Below are 16,609 nucleotides of genomic sequence, written 5' to 3' on the forward strand. Positions count from 1 at the left end.
TGAGCGGCCCCCACCAGGAGGGACGAAGGTCCCGCGGAGGGCTCGTGAGAAGCCCGAGACCGCTACGGAGGGACAGAACCCGCCTTATCGGGGCGCTTTTCGGCCAGATCGCCGATTGCTCGGTTTCGGTCGGCAACCGCACCCGACCGCCGTTGCGCGGGCCGTCGCGGTCGCCGATCCGGTGGCCGTGCGGCGCCGGCAAGCCGACGGGCGCGACCCCAGAAAAGAGGGATCGCGCCCGTGAAGATGCGCGGAACGGCGCGGGCGTTACATGACGGCACCGTGACATAGATGACGGCGACGTGACGACGACCCGGGTCGGCGGGCGCCGCCGAGGGCGGTCACCGCCGCCGCACCCATGTCGCCGCCGCGCCGGTCACTCGCCCAGGTGACCACCGGAGCGAGCTGCCGGCCACCGCTCAGGAGTGCGGAAGCCGGTAGCGGCCACCGCCCAACGGCTCCACCAGGCCGTCCGACACCAGCCCGTCGAGCGCGCGGGCCCGCTGCACCGGCTCGTCCCACACCGCGTCCAGCGCGCCCTGCGGCACCGGCGCCACCGCCTCGCGCAGGACGGCCAGCAGCTTGCCGCGCACCTGGCGGTCGGTGCCGGCGTACGCCTGGGTGCGGCGCGGCGGACCGTCGTGGGCCGGCGCCCCCGCCAGTCGCCAGGCGCACTGGGCGGCGATCGGGCAGCGATGGCACTCCGGACCGCGGGCGGTGCAGATCAGGGCGCCCAGCTCCATCGTGGCCGCCGCCCAGCGCGCCGCGAGGTCCTCGTCGTCGGGGAGCAGGGCACGGGCGAGCTTGCGTTCGGCGGCGGTGGTGGCGTTCGGCGGGTACTGGCGGCCGGTGACGGAGCGGGCGAAGACCCGCCGGACGTTGGTGTCCAGCACCGCGTGCCGCTGCCCGTAGGCGAAGGAGGCGACGGCCGCCGCGGTGTACTCGCCGACGCCGGGCAGCGCCAGCAGCTGGGCGTGTTCACGGGGGACGTCGCCGCCGTGGCGCTCCTGTATGGCGGAGGCCGCGGCGTGCAGCCGCAGCGCGCGCCGCGGATAGCCGAGCCGGCCCCAGGCGCGCACCGCCTCGCCCGGTGGCTCGGCGGCGAGGTCGGCGGGCCGCGGCCAGCGGGCCACCCACTGCTCGTACACCGGCAGCACACGGCTGACCGGCGTCTGCTGGAGCATGAACTCGCTCACCATCACCCCCCAGGCGCCCGCCTCGGGGCGGCGCCAGGGCAGGTCGCGAGCGTGCTCGGCGAACCAGTCGGTGACCGGGCCGTGCAGCCCGGTCCCGTCCGTGGCCTCCGCGGCCGATGCGGCGGCGGAGGCGTTCTCGGCGACGGCGGTCATGGCACTGGAAATGGCAGGCGTGGAAGTCATGGCACTGCCGATCCTGGCACGCCCGCCCGCCCCCAGGAAACGCACCGGCCCCGCCCCGCCGCACGCCCACCCACACGCAGGAAGGCAGGCCGGCGGCGGGCGGGGGCTACCGGCGGTCGCACCACCACCGGGCCACGGGCCGGTGCGCCGGGCGCGGCGGTGGCGTACGAGGATGCAGATATGGAGGAGACGAGCGGTGCACAGGGCGTCGGGGGCCGGGCGGCGGAGTCCGGTGACGCGGCCGGGACGGCGGTCGGGAAGGCCGGCGCGGCAGTGGGAACGGAAGGAAGGGCGGCCGGCGGGGCGGCCGGCGACGCGGCCTGTCCGGCCGGGATCCGGCGGGCGCTGGACGGGCACACCACGATGACGCTGGCGTATGCGGACGAGGACGGGCCGCAGGCGTGCGCGGTGCTCTACGCCGCCGGGGAGGCCGCCGACGGGGCGCCGGTCCTGTACTTCGTCACCGCCGCGAGCACCCGGCACGGCCGGGCCCTGGGGGAGCCCGGCGCACGGGCGGCGTTCACGGTGCAGCGGGACGGCCAGGAGTGGAGCGGACTGACCGGGATCCAGGGGCGGGGGAGCTGCCGCCGGTTGGACGGCGACGAACGGGCCGCCGGATGGCGTGCCTACACCGCGCGCTTCCCCTTCGTCACGGCCGACGAGCGACTGCGCGCGGCCCTGGAGCGGACCGCGCTGTGGGAACTGCGCCCGGACTGGCTACGGCTGATCGACAATGCGCAGGGATTTGGCCACAAGGAGGAGTGGCGGTCGCAGCGCGCCTCTGAGGGCGGGGCCGGTGCTGCCGGGCGGACCGGTGAGGGCTCGGCCGGAGAGCGGTGACGCCGGCGTGGGGCGTGTGCCGGTGGGCGTCCCGTGGTCGGAGGGGAACAGCGCCGTTCCGTGGTGAGAGCGCCGTTCCGTGGTGATGGGGAGGGCGGAGTCGGCTACCGGGGGCGGAATCTGACGAAATGTCAGGCATGTGGGAGGGGTTGGCGACGAGCGGCGCGCCGCGCGGTGCGCGCCGTGGTCCGGGCGGAAAGGCGCAGGGGTGGACGGCCACGGACGGTCACCGGGCTGATGATGGGAAAAGTTGCAGCCTGATGCGGCGGGTACTGGCCGGTGCCGGTGCGGATCTCTCGTAGAGTTTTCGCGTGGGATCACTGCGCAATCCGATCGGGCCGCTTCCCTCCTCCATCTACTGGCGGCGGAGGGCAATTGCGCTGGCCGTCGTCATCCTCCTCACCGCCCTGGTGGTGTGGGTGCTCACCATGGGCGGAAGCGACGGGAAGTCGGGCAACGAGGGCAAGGGCGCAGCGGGATCCGGACCCGCCGCCTCCATCACGCCCGGGCCCGCGCCCAGTGGCCCCGCGATCAGCCAAAAGCCGGGCGGCCGCGATGAGTCGGGGTCCGGCGGTGGTTCGGGATCGGGCGGCGGTTCGAGCTCCGGGGGCGGTGCGGGGTCGGGCGGCGGGAGCGGGGGCTCCGGCGGCGGTGCCGGCTCCGGCAGTGCGCCGATCGGGCAGCCCGCGGGCGGCGACATCGTCGCGGCGGGCCCGTCGCTCCCCAACTGCCGCCCCGAGACAGTGAAGTTGACGCTGAAGAGCGTCAAGGACTCCTACGCGCCCGACGACAAGCCGAAGTTCCAGCTGGCCGTGCAGAACACCGGTGGTGCGGCGTGCAAGGTGGACCTCGGGCGCAAGGCGGCGGTGCTCACCATCACCGACACCGCGGGCGACGACCGGGTGTGGGCCTCCGACGACTGCGCGACCGGCGCGGGCCCGGCGCTGCTCCAGGTGCCCGCCAAGGCCACGGTGAGCCGCACCGTCGAGTGGGACCGGCGGGCCAGCGGCCCCCAGTGCCAGACGCCGAGCGCGGCCGCGGTGCCGGCCGGCACGTACCTGGTCCAGGCGAAGGTGCCGGGACTGACCGCGGTCCACGCGTCGTTCGCCCTGGCCAAGGACTGACGCCCGGCGCGGGACGGTGCGGCGCGGCGGTGCACGGAAGAGCCGCCTCCGGAAGTTCCGCCCGTAGGTGATCCGCTCACAGCGTGCACCACTGGTGGCGGTCCGGCCGCTGGGGCACAGTCGCCGCCATGAGGCTACTGATTCTGGGCGGTACGGAGTTCGTGGGGCGGGCGCTGGCCGAGGCGGCGCTGGCCCGGAACTGGGACGTCACGGTCTTCCACCGGGGGCGGCACACGGCACCCGAGGGGGTCGCCGTGCTGCACGGCGACCGGCTGGCGGAGGGCGGGCTGGCCGCCCTGGAGGGCGGCGCGTGGGACGCCGTCGTGGACACCTGGAGCGCCGCACCGGTGGCGGTCCGGGACGCGGCCCGCCTGCTGGCCGACCGGGCGGGCGTGTACGCGTACCTCTCCAGCGGCTCGGTCTACGCCTTCCCGCCCACCGGGCGGATCAGCGAGTCCGCGCCGGTGGTGGCGGGCGCCGACCCGGCCGCGGCCGACGCCGACGACTACGCGCGCGCCAAGCGGGGCGGTGAACTCGCCGCTGTCGACGCGTTCGGGGAGGACCGGGCGCTGCTGGTCCGCGCGGGGCTGATCCTCGGCCCGTACGAGAACATCGGCCGGTTGCCGTGGTGGCTGAACCGGATCGCGCGCGGCGGACCGGTCCTGGCGCCCGGCCCGCGCGACCTGCCGTTGCAGTACATCGACGCCCGCGACCTCGCGGAGTGGACCCTGGACGCCGTACGGGACCGGCGGTCCGGCGCGTACAGCCTGGTGAGCGAGTCGGGGCACGCCACCATGGGCGAGCTGCTGGAGAGCTGTGCGCGGGTCACCGGCTCGTCGGCCGAACTGCGGTGGACGGCGCCGGAGGACGTGCTGGCGGCGGGCATCGAGCCGTGGACGGAGCTGCCGGTCTGGCTGCCGCCGGGCGAGCTGCACGACGCGATGCACGGCGCTGACGTCTCCAAGGCGCTGGCGGCGGGGCTGCGTTGCCGGCCGGTCGGCGAGACGGTGGCGGACACCTGGGAGTGGCTGCGCGGCATCGGCGGGGTGGCACCACAACGCCCGGACCGGCCGGTCCTGGGGCTGCCGACGGAGAAGGAGGCGGCGGTGCTGGGGCGGGAGGCGTAGGGGGCGGGGCCGTGGGGCCCGGGGGCCCCACGGCGGAAACCTCCTAGACGTACCGCTCCAGGATCGACGACTCCGCCAGGCGGGAGAGGCCCTCGCGGACCGAGCGGGCGCGGGTCTCGCCGACACCCTCGACCGCCTGGAGGTCGTCGACGCTGGCGGCGAGGAGCTTCTGGAGGCCGCCGAAGTGGTCGACCAGGCGGTCGATGACGGCGCCGGGGAGGCGGGGGACCTTCGCCAGCAGCCGGAAGCCGCGCGGCGAGACCGCCGAGTCCAGCGTCTCGGGCGAGCCGCTGTAGCCCAACGCGCGGGCCACTATGGGGAGTTCGAGCAGCTCGGGGTGGGTGAGGGCGTCCAGCTCGGCCAGTGCCTCGGCGACCGTGCGGGAGCGCTTGGCGGTGGGCTCGGGGACGTAGTCCCGGGCGACCAGCTCGCGCTCCGGCTCCACCCCGGCGATCAGCTCTTCGAGCTGGAGGGTCAGCAGGCGGCCGTCGGTGCCCAGTTCGACGACGTACTCGGCGATCTCGGTGGCGATCCGGCGGACCATCTCCAGGCGCTGGGCGACCGCGGAGACGTCGCGGACCGTGACCAGGTCCTCGATCTCCAGGGCGGAGAGGGTGCCGGCGACCTCGTCGAGGCGGAGCTTGTAGCGCTCCAGGGTGGCCAGCGCCTGGTTGGCGCGGGAGAGGATCGCGGCGGACTCCTCCAGGACGCGGCGCTCGCCGTCCACGTAGAGCGCGATCAGGCGCATGGACTGGCTGACCGAGACCACCGGGAAGTTGGTCTGGATGGAGACCCGCTGGGCGGTGCGGTGGCGGGTGCCGGTCTCCTCGGTGGGGATCGAGGCGTCCGGCACCAGCTGGACCCCGGCCCGGAGGATCTTGGTGATGTCCTTGTCGAGGACCAGCGCGCCGTCGAGCTTGCACAGCTCGCGCAGGCGGGTCGCGGTGAACTCGACGTCGAGGACGAAGCCGCCGGTGCACATGGACTCGACGGTCTTGTCGAAGCCGAGGACGATCAGGCCGCCCGTGTTGCCGCGGAGGATGCGCTCCAGGCCGTCCCGCAGGGCCGTACCGGGCGCGACGGCGCTCAGCGAGGCGCGCATCAGGCTCTCGGTGCCGGTCCCTGCGGACCTGCCGGGAGACGACGCCCGGTCGTTCGCTGCCACTGCACTCCTCCGTCGCATGGTCTGTCGGTCCGGGCCGCCCGGCCGGTGCCGCGGTGCGTACCACACGGAGAGTACCCAGGAGCTACGCAGCCGGCGGCGGGACGGTGGTGACGGGCGAGACCGGGGCAAAGTCTACCGGCGCACTTCCTCCTCCCGCGGGGCCTCCCGGCGGACCCGCTTGGGCAGCACGGACAACGCCTGCCCGACGTCGGCGACCTCCATGACCCGCATTCCGTCGGGGATCTTGCCGGGGTCGGTGGGGACCAGGGCGTGCGTGAAGCCGAGCCGGGCGGCCTCCGACAGGCGGCGCTGGACGCCGGTGACCCTCCGGACCTCCCCGGCCAGCCCGACCTCGCCGATGGCGACGAGGTTCTTGGGCAGCGGGGTGTCGCTGGCGGCGCTGGCCAGCGCGAGGGCGACGGCGAGGTCGGCGGCCGGCTCGCTGAGCTTCACCCCGCCGACCGTGGCGCTGTAGATGTCGCGCTTGCCCAGGGCGCTGATCCGGCCGCGCTGCTCCAGGACGGCGAGCATCATCGAGACCCGGGAGGTCTCCAGGCCGGAGGTGGTGCGCCGGGGGGAGGGGATCTGGGAGTCGACGGTCAGCGCCTGGACCTCGGCGACCAGCGGGCGGCGGCCCTCCAGGGTGACCGTCAGGCACGTCCCGGGCACCGGCTCGGCGCGGCGGGTCAGGAAGAGGCCGGAGGGGTCGGCGAGGCCGGTGATGCCCTCGTCGTGCAGTTCGAAGCAGCCGACCTCGTCGGTGGTGCCGTAGCGGTTCTTCACGCCGCGGACGAGGCGGAGGCGGGCGTGCCGGTCGCCCTCGAAGTGGAGGACGACGTCGACCAGGTGCTCCAGGAGGCGGGGGCCGGCGATGGCGCCGTCCTTGGTGACGTGGCCGACCAGCAGGGTGGACATGCCGCGCTCCTTGGATGCCCGGATCAGGGCGCCGGCGACCTCGCGGACCTGGGCCATGCCGCCGGGGGCGCCGTCGATCTCGGGGGAGGCGACGGTCTGCACGGAGTCCAGGATCAGCAGCGAGGGCTTGACGCTGTCCAGATGGCCGAGGACGGCGGACAGGTCCGTCTCGGCGGCCAGATAGAGATCCTCGTCGAGGGCGCCGATGCGGTCGGCGCGCAGCCGGACCTGGCTGGCGGACTCCTCGCCGGTCACATAGAGCGTGCGGTGGGCGGCGGAGGCGGCCTTGGCGGCGACGTCCAGCAGGAGGGTGGACTTGCCGACGCCGGGCTCGCCGGCCAGCAGCACGACCGCGCCGGGGACCAGCCCGCCGCCCAGGACGCGGTCCAGCTCGGGCACGCCGGTCGTTCGGGCGGTGGCCTGCTTGCCGTCGACCTGGCCGATGGGCAGGGCGGCGGTGGTGACCCGGCCGGGCGCGGTGGTGCGCACCGCGGGGGCGCCGCCGAACTCCTCGACCGTGCCCCACGCCTGGCACTCCGGGCAGCGGCCGAGCCACTTGGCGGTGGTCCAGCCGCACTCGGTGCAGCGGTACGAGGGGCGATCCTTGGCCGACGTTTTACGAGTTGCCATGCCGCCACCGTAGCGGCGGGGTGTGACAGCGGGCGTCCCCCGAGCTCTCGACGAGCGGGGACCCCCACCGGCGGCCGTTGCACCGACCGGGTGGCGTGCGCCGCGCGCAGACGACGGGCATTTAGCAGATCCGTGTCCCCTTTTGAGGGAGATGGTCACCCGTAAGGGTTAAAAGTGACCCCGCTACACAGGAGCGGCTGCATCATCCGCCTACCGTCGCCGGGGTGATGAGCAGCAGGCCCGAGCACCCTACGCACACCACCGGCGCACTCCGGTCGCGCACCGCCGCGCCGCGCCGGCACCGGACGCAGACCGACGGGCGGCCCACCCGCCCCGAGCACCAGGACCGCTACGAGCCCCATCTGGACGGGTTGTTCACCTACTGCCTGTCCGTGCTGTGCGAGCACGACACGGCAGCTGTGGTCCTCGGCGAGACCCTGGCGCTCGCCGAGCGCCAGTACGGCCGCCGCCCCGGCGACCCGGCACTCTTCCGCCCCTGGCTCTACGCCCTGGCCCGCTGGGCGTGCCTGCGCCGGCTCGCCGAGCAGGCCGCCCCGGACGCGATCGGCCCGCCCGACTCCGGGCGCACGCCGGCCCGGCAGCGGGAGCTGGCCGCACTGGCCTGGCCGGAGGCGGCCGGCACCACGCCCGAGCAGCGCGAGGTGCTGGAGCTGTCGGTCCGGCACCGGCTGGCGCCGGAGGAGATCGCCGCGGTGACCGGGGCCGACCCGGCGGCCACCCGCACGCGGCTGGCCGCCGCCTCCTGCGAGGTGGAGCGGACCCGGGCGGCGCTGGCGGTGGTCGAGTTCGGGCGATGTCCGGACGTGGCCCGGCTGGCCGGGGACAGCCAGATGCTGTTGGGCGCGGCGCTCCGCCGGGAGTTGGTGCGCCACGTCGACGACTGCGCGGAGTGCCGCCGGACGGCCGAGCGGGCCACCGCCGCCGGGCCCTGGCCGGGCACCGCACCGGCCGAGCAGGGCGGGCTGCCGCTGGTCACCGCGGACCGGGCGGCGGTCTGCGCGGCGCTGGTGGCGGCCCGGACGTCCCGGTCGGGGCGGGCCGAGGGCGTGCCGGGGGCCGCCCTCGCCACGGCCGGCCGGAGCGGTGGAGCAAACGGTTCTCCACGCTATGACCGCAAGGGTTTCCCGGTCGCCCCTACGGACCGCTCCGCCCGTCGCCGGCGGCTGCGCAACCGCGCGCTGACCACCACCGTCGTGGCGACCGTGCTGGCGGCGCCGGTGCTCGCGCTGTGGGCGGCGTACCGAGGCGCCCCGGAGACCGGCGAGACGGACGTCATGCCGACCGTGGCGGCCAACGAGGTGGGGGCGATGCCGGGCGACAGGCTCGACGGCCGTCCCTACGAGAACGCGGGCAACACCCGGTCGCGGCACCCGCGCCCGGACCTCCCGCTCGACGACGAGGCACCGGACGTCTCGGTCGCGGTGCTGGGCGTGGACGACGGCCCGACGCCGCCCGACGGGCGGGAGGAGAAGAGCCCGGGCCGGCTGACGATCGACGCGCGGCCGGTCGAGGACACCACGGTCGTCACGATCCGCGCCTCCGGCGGCACCCCGGTGCGCTGGCGGGCGGCGGCCGATGCGCCCTGGCTCCAACTGAGCCACACCGCCGGGCAGTTGGAGCCGGGGCAGGTCGCGAGGATCACGGTCTCGGTGGACCACGACCGGGAGCCCGACGGGAACTGGCGGTCCGCGATCGCCATCGAGCCCGGCGGCCGCGTCGTCACCCTGAAGGGGCACGGGGCGACCGAGCCCGCTCCCGGGCCGGTCCGGCCCTCGTCCGGCACTCCGCGCCCGCGGCCCAGCCACCCGGCACCGCAGCCGTCGCCGCGGCCCACCAGGCCCGCCCCGACGCCACCGGCGCCGTCCCCGACGCCCGCGCGCCCCGGCCCGACCGGGACCCCGGCGCCGACCACGGGACCCACCCCGCCGCCGACGCCGAAGCACACCACCCGCCCGCCGGACTGACTCGGCGGGCCGCCGCGCCGCCGACTACGTCGCGTCGGCGGCCCTCGGCTTCGGGTCGGCCGGGTGCGGTGCCAGCGGCAGCTGCGAGGCCAGCCGCTGCTCGCACAGCTCGACGAGCTTGGCGTAGCCGGCCTTGCCCATCAGCTCGGTCAGCTCCGGCTTGTAGGTGACGTAGACCGGGTCGCCGGCGCCGTGCGCGGAGGTCGCGGAGGTGCACCACCAGTGCAGGTCGTGGCCGCCGGGGCCCCAGCCGCGGCGGTCGTACTCGCCGATGGTGACCTGGAGGATCTGGGTGTCGTCCGGCCGGTCGATCCAGTCGTAGGTGCGCCGGACCGGCAGCTGCCAGCAGACGTCCGGCTTGGTCTCCAGCGGCTCGCGGCCCTCGCGGAGCGCGAGGATGTGCAGCGAGCAGCCGGCGCCGCCCTGGAAGCCGGGGCGGTTCTGGAAGATGCAGGAGCCCTGCCAGCGGCGGGTCTGCCGCTCGCCGTCCTCGTCCTCCTCGATCCACCCGGTGCCGGTGCCGACGTCGTGGAACTGCCACAGGTCGGGGGTGAGCCGCGCCACGTGCTGCGCGACCCGCTCCTCGTCCTCCTCGTCGGAGAAGTGCGCGCCCAGCGTGCAGCAGCCGTCGTCCGCGCGGCCGGCCTGGATGCCCTGGCAGCCGCTGCCGAAGATGCAGGTCCAGCGGGAGGTCAGCCAGGTCAGGTCGCAGCGGAAGAGCTGCTCGTCGTCGCCCGGGTCGGGGAAGGTGACCCAGGCGCGGGCGAAGTCGAGGCCGACCTCGTCGGCCGTGGCCCCGTCGCCGGACTGCGCGGCCGCGGCGGCCTTGGCACGCCGCTTTTCTTCCTTCTTCAGGGCCTTTTCGTGCTTCGCCTGTTTCGTCTTTGCCACGGGTCCAGCGTACGGCCGGCACCGAGTGTGCCCTGTCGCGGCAGTAGGTTTCCACGTATGAGACTCGGTGTCCTCGATGTGGGTTCGAATACCGTCCACCTCCTGGTGGTGGACGCACACCCCGGCGCGCGCCCGTTGCCCGCCTACTCGCACAAGGCGGAACTGCGCCTGGCCGAACTCCTCGACGAGGGCGGCGCCATAAACGAGGCCGGCGTCCACCGCCTGGTGCTCACCATCCGGGAGGCGATGCAGGTCGCCGAGGACAAGGGCGTCGAGGACGTGCTCCCGTTCGCCACCTCCGCGATCCGCGAGGCCACCAACGGCGAGGAGGTGCTGCGCCACCTCACCGAGGAGACCGGGGTCACCCTCCAGGTCCTCTCCGGCGAGGACGAGGCGCGGCTGACCTTCCTGGCCGCCCGCCGCTGGCTGGGCTGGTCGGCCGGCCGGCTGCTCGTCCTGGACATCGGCGGCGGCTCGCTGGAGATCGCCTACGGCCTTGACGAGGACCCGGACGTGGCGGTCTCGCTGCCGTACGGCGCGGGCCGGCTGACCGGCGCCGACCTGCGGGCCGATCCGCCGGACCCGGAGGACATCCGGGCGCTGCGCCGTCGGGTGCGTGCCGGGATCGCCCGCACGGTCAGCGACTTCTCCCGGCACGGCACCCCCGACCAGGTCGTCGGGACCTCCAAGACCTTCAAACAGCTGGCCCGGATCGCGGGCGCGGCGCGTTCGGCGGAAGGGCTGTACGTCCAGCGCGAGCTGTCCCGCAAGAAGCTGGAGGAGTGGGTGCCGAGGCTGGCCCAGATGAGCTCCCGGGAGCGGGCCGGGCTCCCGGGGGTGTCCGAGGGGCGCTCGCGGCAGCTGCTGGCGGGGGCGCTGGTGGCCGAGGCGGCGATGGATCTGTTCGGGGTGGAGACCTTGGAGATCTGCCCCTGGGCGCTGCGGGAAGGGGTCATCCTGCGGCGGTTGGACCACCTTCCGTAGGCGGCTGCCCGGCCTGCGCGACGGCGGACGGCTGCGCGGGGCCCGTCCCCCGCGGCGGCGCGGCCGGGCGCGCCCCGGAGCGTGCGGGTGCGCCCGGCCTGCCCGAATGCGGTGGAGATCACATCGTGCGCCGTGGAGCCGGGGTGCCACAGGCGTTGCACGGGGCCTCGTGCGTCACAGGCGTCCCGTCGGGTGGCCGTGGCGGTTCTCACGTCCTGCCCCGTGCCGGTTTCCGGCCCGTACGCTGTCCCTCGTGACAGAGCCAGTGGTGCGCATCCCCGATGCGAAGGTCGCGCTGTCCACGGCTTCGGTCTATCCGGAGTCGACGGCGACGGCCTTCGAGATCGCCGCGCGCCTGGGCTACGACGGCGTCGAGGTCATGGTGTGGACCGACCCGGTCAGCCAGGACATAGAGGCGCTGCGCCGGCTCTCGGACTACCACGGCGTGCCGGTGCTGGCCGTCCACGCGCCCTGCCTGCTGATCACCCAACGGGTCTGGTCCACCGACCCGTGGGTCAAGCTCCAGCGCGCCCGCATCGCGGCCGAGAAGCTCGGCGCCTCCACGGTCGTGGTGCACCCGCCGTTCCGCTGGCAACGCAACTACGCACGGGAGTTCGTCCGCGGCATCTGGCGGATGGAGGGCGAGACCGACGTCCGGTTCGCGGTGGAGAACATGTACCCCTGGCGCTACCGCGACCGCGAGATGCTCGCCTACGCCCCCGACTGGGACCCCACCAACGACGACTACCGGCACTTCACCGTCGACCTCTCGCACACCGCCACCGCCCGCCACGACGCGCTGGCGATGGTGGAGCGGATGGGCGACCGGCTGGCCCACGTCCACCTCGCGGACGGCAACGGCTCCGCCAAGGACGAGCACCTGGTGCCGGGCCGCGGCAGCCAGCCCTGCGCGGAGCTGCTGGAGCGGCTGGCCGCCACCGGGTTCGACGGTCACGTGGTGGTCGAGGTCAACACCCGCCGGGCGATGTCCGCCGCCGAACGCGAGGCCGACCTGGCCGAGGCGCTGGCCTTCACCCGCCTCCACCTGGCGTCCCCGACCTGGGTCCCCGGCAAGTAGCCGACCGCCCCGCCGGGTGTCGCGCGGTGGCACCGCCCGTCCGCACTCCGGTCGGTCATCTCACATACCGGAGTCGGTGTCCGGATCTTGGATCAAGAGCGTAATCTCGGGATCAGCTGCTGTATGGCCTGCCGTACCTGCTGTGCCTGTTGTATGGCGCCGCGCCGTACGTCCGTATCCCGAGGGAGTGACCATCGTGCCCGAGCTGAGGTCCCGCACCGTTACCCATGGCCGCAACATGGCGGGCGCCCGCGCCCTTATGCGGGCCTCGGGCGTAGCGAGCGAGGACATCGGCAAGCCGATCGTCGCGGTCGCCAACTCCTTCACCGAGTTCGTGCCCGGCCACACCCACCTCGCCCCGGTCGGCCGGATCGTCTCCGACGCCATCCGCGCCGCCGGCGCCGTCCCCCGCGAGTTCAACACCATCGCGGTCGACGACGGCATCGCGATGGGCCACGGCGGCATGCTGTACTCCCTGCCCTCCCGCGACCTGATCGCGGACTCGGTCGAGTACATGGTCGAGGCGCACTGCGCCGACGCGCTGATCTGCATCTCCAACTGCGACAAGATCACCCCCGGGATGCTGATGGCCGCGCTGCGCCTCAACATCCCGGTGGTCTTCGTCTCCGGCGGCCCGATGGAGGCCGGCCAGGCCACCCTCGTCGACGGCACGGTCCGCAAGCTCGACCTGATCGACGCGATGGTGGACGCCTCCAACGACAGCGTCTCCGACGCGGACGTCCTCCGCATCGAGGAGAACGCCTGCCCCACCTGCGGCTCCTGTTCCGGCATGTTCACCGCCAACTCCATGAACTGCCTGACCGAGGCCATCGGCCTGAGCCTCCCCGGCAACGGCTCGGTCCTCGCCACCCACACCGCCCGCCGCGCCCTCTACGAGAACGCCGGCCGCACGGTCGTCGAGATCACCAAGCGCTACTACGAGGACGGCGACGAGTCCGTCCTGCCGCGCAACATCGCCACCCGCGACGCCTTCGAGAACGCCATGGCCCTGGACATCGCCATGGGCGGCTCGACCAACACGATCCTGCACCTGCTGGCCGCCGCCCAGGAGGCCGGTCTGGACTACGACCTCAGGGACATCGACGCGGTCTCCCGCCGCGTCCCGTGCCTGGCCAAGGTCGCCCCGAACATCGCCCCCGGCGGCACGTACTACATGGAGGACGTGCACCGCGCCGGCGGCATCCCGGCCATCCTCGGCGAGCTGTACCGCGGCGGCATGCTCAGCGAGGACGTCCACTCCGTCCACGCCACCACCCTCGCCGAGTGGCTCAAGACCTGGGACGTGCGCGGAGGTTCGCCGTCCGCCGAGGCCGTCGAGCTGTGGCACGCCGCCCCCGGCTGCAAGCGCTCGGCCACCGCCTTCTCCCAGTCCGAGCGCTGGGAGACCCTGGACGTGGACGCCGCCGGCGGCTGCATCCGCTCCGTCGAGCACGCCTACTCCAAGGACGGCGGCCTGGCCGTCCTCAAGGGCAACATCGCCCTCGACGGGTGCGTGGTGAAGACCGCCGGCGTCGACGAGTCCATCTGGACCTTCGAGGGTCCCGCCGTCGTCTGCGAGTCCCAGGACGAGGCCGTCGAGAAGATCCTCAACAAGCAGGTCAAGGAGGGCGACGTCGTCGTCATCCGCTACGAGGGCCCCAAGGGCGGCCCGGGCATGCAGGAGATGCTCTACCCGACCTCGTTCCTGAAGGGCCGCGGCCTGGGCAAGACGTGCGCCCTGGTCACCGACGGCCGCTTCTCCGGCGGCACGTCCGGCCTCTCCATCGGCCACGCCTCCCCCGAGGCGGCCTCCGGCGGCACCATCGCCCTCGTCGAGGACGGCGACCGCATCCGCATCGACATCCCGAACCGTTCGATCGAACTCCTCGTCGGCGAAGAGGAGTTGGCCGCCCGCCGGGAGGCCCTCGGCGGTGTCTACGCCCCGAAGAACCGCGACCGCAAGGTCTCCGCGGCCCTGCGCGCCTACGCGGCCATGGCCACCAGCGCGGACAAGGGCGCGGTGCGCGACGTGAGCAAGCTGGGCTGAGCCCGGCCCACCGGCCAGGAGCGTCACGCGGCGCCCTTCCCCGCGGCGAACGCCCCCGATAGTCTCCCCTCTCCCGAGGAGGGGGGAGCAGGAGGCGTGAACTGTCCGGAATATGGCGCGATGATGCGGAGTCGAGGTTCACAGAACGTGTGCCCTAATTGTGGCCATACCCAGTGAGATACTGAGGGCATGATGGCTGACGAACCTGGTCCTGCCGAGCCTGGTCCTGCCGACGCGTTGGCAGTGGTGACGTCGCACGTCTGCGAGTGCGGTGCCGTCGTCGAAGGGCTGCACGGCAGGTGGGCGTGCACGGCCTGCGGGCGCGTATCGCCGTATCTGGAGCCGCCGCAAGGATGGCAGGCGGAGCCCGGTTACGCGGACTGGAAGTGAGAGCGGCGACGGTTGCCCGCCGAGACGGGAGCCGTCGCCCGGCCGTTGTGGCCATCGACCCGCCAACTCGCCCCGGGTGAAGGCCGTGACGAACGACCCCCAGGTCGCCGCTCCGAAGAGGAGCGCCGGACCGTGGGGGTTTTGTTGTTGTGGGTGGGGTGGCGGGGGATGCGGCAGACGCGTCGGGGCGGGGCGTGACATCGTCACGGCATTGCCGTGGTGCCGAGTGGTGCCGAGTGGCGCCATGTGGCGTCACGTGGTGTCACGTGGTGCCATTGCGTGCTGTCGAGCGCGTGTGGGCGCACATGGTGTCGCGGTGACTCAGGCTGATTTCTTTATGTTTTCCCAGGTCAGGGCGGTTCCCTTGAGGGGGAATCCAGGTGCGGCAGCGCTTGGGCTTGCCTGTGACACCATGATGGTGCCATGATGGCGTCATGGATCTCACCCCGTATGTCGACACTCTCCGCCGTGAACTCGCGGTGGCCGCCGAAGCCGGCGGGGAAGACGCCCGTGAGATGGCCGAGCGACTCACCGCTCCTTTGGAGTCGGCGACCCGCCTGACCATGCTCAACGTGCTCTCCGCCGCGATGGACGAGATCACCCGTGAGCTCGCCCCCGGCTCGGTCGACGTACGGCTGCGCGGGCTGGACCCCGACTTCGTGGTGACGCCGCCGCCCACCGGCGGCGGCCCCGCGGAAGCGGCCGCCCTGCCCGTCGAACCGCTCAGGGCGCAGGCGCCCGCCGACGGCGACGAGGGCGGCACCGCCCGCGTCAATCTGCGGCTGCCGGCCCACCTCAAGGCGCGCGCCGAGGAGGCCGCGAGCCGTGAGGGCCTGTCGGTCAACGCATGGCTGGTGCGGGCCGTTTCGGCCGCGGTCTCCGGCGGCACGCAGCCGCGTGCGACGCAGCAGACCCAGACCATGGGGCAGAGCTTCACGGGCTGGGTGCGCTAGCCGCACCCGCCCCCACACCACTTCTTTTCACACCACGTCCCACCAGCAGGGACGCTCCCAGGACCCAAGAGGACGGTACAGCCATGCCTTCTTTCGACACCTCCGGACCGATCGCCGTCACCGCCCACGTGGAGGCCGGCTCCATCCGCTTCACCGCGGGCGACCGCTCCGACGCGGTCGTCGAGGTGCGGCCCCGCGACCCCGAGCAGGACCGGGACGTGCGGTCGGCCGAGCAGACCGAGGTCACCTACGCGAGCGGCACCCTGACCGTCCGGACCCCCAAGCTGCGCAATTCGCTGCGTCGCCCCGGCACCGTCGATGTGACGGTCGAACTGCCCGCGGGCTCGCGCGTCGACATGACCGGCGCCTGGGCGCAGGTGCTCGGTGAGGGCCGGCTCGGCGAGGTCCGCGTGAAGACCTCGTCCGGTGACGTCCGCCTCGATGCGACCGGACCGCTGCAACTGACCGCGTCGCACGGCTCGATCGCGGTGGACCGGGTCGAGGGCCTGGCCGAGATCACCACCAGCACCGGCAGCCTGCGCGTCGGCACCGTCGACGGCCCCGCCGTCCTGAAGAACTCGCACGGCACGACGACCGTCGGTGCCGTGACCGGCGACCTGAAGGTGAAGAACGCCACCGGCGACATCGACATCGCGCGCGCCGAGGGCTCGGTGGCCGCCACCACCGCCCACGGCACCCTGCGGGTCGCCGAAGTCGCCCGCGGCACCGTCCAGTTGGAGACCTCCTACGGCGCCATCGAGGTCGGCATCCGCGAGGGCACGGCCGCCTGGCTCGACGTCAGCGCCGGCTCCGGCCAGGTGCGCAACACGCTCGCCGCGTCCGAGGCCCCGGAGGGGGCCGAGGACACCGTCGAGGTTCGCGCCCGGACCCGGCACGGCAACATCGACATCCTGCGCGCCCGGGTCTGAGCGTCCGCCAACCCGCCGAACCCGCGATGTCATGATCACGCCAAGGCGTCTGCCGGGCGGGCCCGGTCGTCGAGATGGTCGGCGGCGGCGGTGAAGCCCTCGGCCAGCGCGGTGACCGGTTCGGGACGGAAGGAAAAGAGCTGGTGCGGCACAGCTGGCCCCCGTGGTGATG

Annotated in this window: 13 protein-coding genes; 9 read left to right on the top strand and 4 right to left on the bottom strand. The window is 73.8% G+C overall.

The genetic code is table 11. The features are described 5' to 3' along the window. Nucleotides 1-419: 419 nt before the first annotated feature. A complete protein-coding gene (locus JNO44_RS24675) occupies nt 420-1,379 on the bottom strand; it encodes an HhH-GPD family protein (protein WP_235094014.1) in 960 nt (319 codons plus the stop codon). A 180-nt stretch (nt 1,380-1,559) separates the two neighbouring features. Here JNO44_RS24675 and JNO44_RS24680 point away from each other — a divergent pair, with 180 nt between their 5' ends. The 3 genes from JNO44_RS24680 to JNO44_RS24690 all read left to right on the top strand — a co-directional run bounded on the left by JNO44_RS24680 (nt 1,560) and on the right by JNO44_RS24690 (nt 4,470). Then, nucleotides 1,560-2,219: a pyridoxamine 5'-phosphate oxidase family protein gene (locus JNO44_RS24680; protein ID WP_235094015.1), complete on the top strand. Its 660-nt coding sequence runs from the start codon at nt 1,560-1,562 to the stop codon at nt 2,217-2,219. 311 nt (nt 2,220-2,530) lie between these two features. Beyond that, complete coding sequence (locus JNO44_RS24685) at nt 2,531-3,343, top strand: hypothetical protein (protein WP_205366132.1); 813 nt, start codon at nt 2,531-2,533, stop codon at nt 3,341-3,343. Nucleotides 3,344-3,471: 128 nt separating this feature from the next. Further along, nucleotides 3,472-4,470 carry an NAD-dependent epimerase/dehydratase family protein gene (locus JNO44_RS24690; RefSeq protein WP_205366133.1) on the top strand — a complete coding sequence of 333 codons (999 nt, stop codon included), beginning with the start codon at nt 3,472-3,474 and terminating at the stop codon, nt 4,468-4,470. Between the two features lie 43 nt (nt 4,471-4,513). Here JNO44_RS24690 and disA read toward each other — a convergent pair whose 3' ends face one another. Then, on the bottom strand, nt 4,514-5,635 hold the full coding sequence (gene disA / locus JNO44_RS24695; RefSeq protein ID WP_205366134.1) for a DNA integrity scanning diadenylate cyclase DisA: 1,122 nt from the start codon (nt 5,633-5,635) through the stop codon (nt 4,514-4,516). Between the two features lie 132 nt (nt 5,636-5,767). After that, nucleotides 5,768-7,180 carry a DNA repair protein RadA gene (gene radA / locus JNO44_RS24700; RefSeq protein ID WP_205366135.1) on the bottom strand — a complete coding sequence of 471 codons (1,413 nt, stop codon included), beginning with the start codon at nt 7,178-7,180 and terminating at the stop codon, nt 5,768-5,770. A 227-nt stretch (nt 7,181-7,407) separates the two neighbouring features. Between radA and JNO44_RS24705 the strand changes: the two genes are divergently transcribed. After that, nucleotides 7,408-9,165, top strand: a complete 1,758-nt coding sequence (locus JNO44_RS24705; RefSeq protein WP_205366136.1) for a sigma-70 family RNA polymerase sigma factor — start codon at nt 7,408-7,410, stop codon at nt 9,163-9,165. A 24-nt stretch (nt 9,166-9,189) separates the two neighbouring features. Here JNO44_RS24705 and JNO44_RS24710 read toward each other — a convergent pair whose 3' ends face one another. Next, nucleotides 9,190-10,056: a DUF3109 family protein gene (locus JNO44_RS24710; RefSeq protein ID WP_039634085.1), complete on the bottom strand. Its 867-nt coding sequence runs from the start codon at nt 10,054-10,056 to the stop codon at nt 9,190-9,192. A 57-nt stretch (nt 10,057-10,113) separates the two neighbouring features. On the opposite strand from JNO44_RS24710, the gene JNO44_RS24715 reads away from it, so the two are divergent. From JNO44_RS24715 to JNO44_RS24735, 5 genes are all read left to right on the top strand, one after another. Then, complete coding sequence (locus JNO44_RS24715; RefSeq protein WP_205366137.1) at nt 10,114-11,040, top strand: Ppx/GppA family phosphatase; 927 nt, start codon at nt 10,114-10,116, stop codon at nt 11,038-11,040. A 265-nt stretch (nt 11,041-11,305) separates the two neighbouring features. Beyond that, nucleotides 11,306-12,118, top strand: coding sequence for a sugar phosphate isomerase/epimerase family protein (locus tag JNO44_RS24720; RefSeq protein WP_205370423.1), 813 nt, complete (start codon nt 11,306-11,308; stop codon nt 12,116-12,118). A 196-nt stretch (nt 12,119-12,314) separates the two neighbouring features. Then, nucleotides 12,315-14,165: a dihydroxy-acid dehydratase gene (gene ilvD, locus JNO44_RS24725; RefSeq protein WP_205366138.1), complete on the top strand. Its 1,851-nt coding sequence runs from the start codon at nt 12,315-12,317 to the stop codon at nt 14,163-14,165. Nucleotides 14,166-14,989: 824 nt separating this feature from the next. Continuing rightward, complete coding sequence (locus JNO44_RS24730) at nt 14,990-15,508, top strand: toxin-antitoxin system HicB family antitoxin (protein ID WP_067348317.1); 519 nt, start codon at nt 14,990-14,992, stop codon at nt 15,506-15,508. Nucleotides 15,509-15,591: 83 nt separating this feature from the next. Next, complete coding sequence (locus tag JNO44_RS24735) at nt 15,592-16,437, top strand: DUF4097 family beta strand repeat-containing protein (RefSeq protein ID WP_205366139.1); 846 nt, start codon at nt 15,592-15,594, stop codon at nt 16,435-16,437. Nucleotides 16,438-16,609: the final 172 nt, after the last annotated feature.

It is taken from the genome of Streptomyces noursei, from assembly GCF_016917755.1.
Lineage (GTDB): Bacteria > Actinomycetota > Actinomycetes > Streptomycetales > Streptomycetaceae > Streptomyces > Streptomyces yunnanensis.

What these genes read in the sequence shown, in the direction of transcription:
- JNO44_RS24680 (WP_235094015.1), top strand. Translation starts at nt 1,560, where the DNA reads ATGGAGGAGACGAGCGGTGCACAGGGCGTCGGGGGCCGGGCGGCGGAG.
- JNO44_RS24675 (WP_235094014.1), bottom strand. Translation starts at nt 1,379, where the DNA reads ATGACTTCCACGCCTGCCATTTCCAGTGCCATGACCGCCGTCGCCGAG.
- JNO44_RS24735 (WP_205366139.1), top strand. Translation starts at nt 15,592, where the DNA reads ATGCCTTCTTTCGACACCTCCGGACCGATCGCCGTCACCGCCCACGTG.
- JNO44_RS24730 (WP_067348317.1), top strand. Translation starts at nt 14,990, where the DNA reads ATGGATCTCACCCCGTATGTCGACACTCTCCGCCGTGAACTCGCGGTG.
- JNO44_RS24705 (WP_205366136.1), top strand. Translation starts at nt 7,408, where the DNA reads ATGAGCAGCAGGCCCGAGCACCCTACGCACACCACCGGCGCACTCCGG.
- JNO44_RS24690 (WP_205366133.1), top strand. Translation starts at nt 3,472, where the DNA reads ATGAGGCTACTGATTCTGGGCGGTACGGAGTTCGTGGGGCGGGCGCTG.
- JNO44_RS24715 (WP_205366137.1), top strand. Translation starts at nt 10,114, where the DNA reads ATGAGACTCGGTGTCCTCGATGTGGGTTCGAATACCGTCCACCTCCTG.
- radA (WP_205366135.1), bottom strand. Translation starts at nt 7,180, where the DNA reads ATGGCAACTCGTAAAACGTCGGCCAAGGATCGCCCCTCGTACCGCTGC.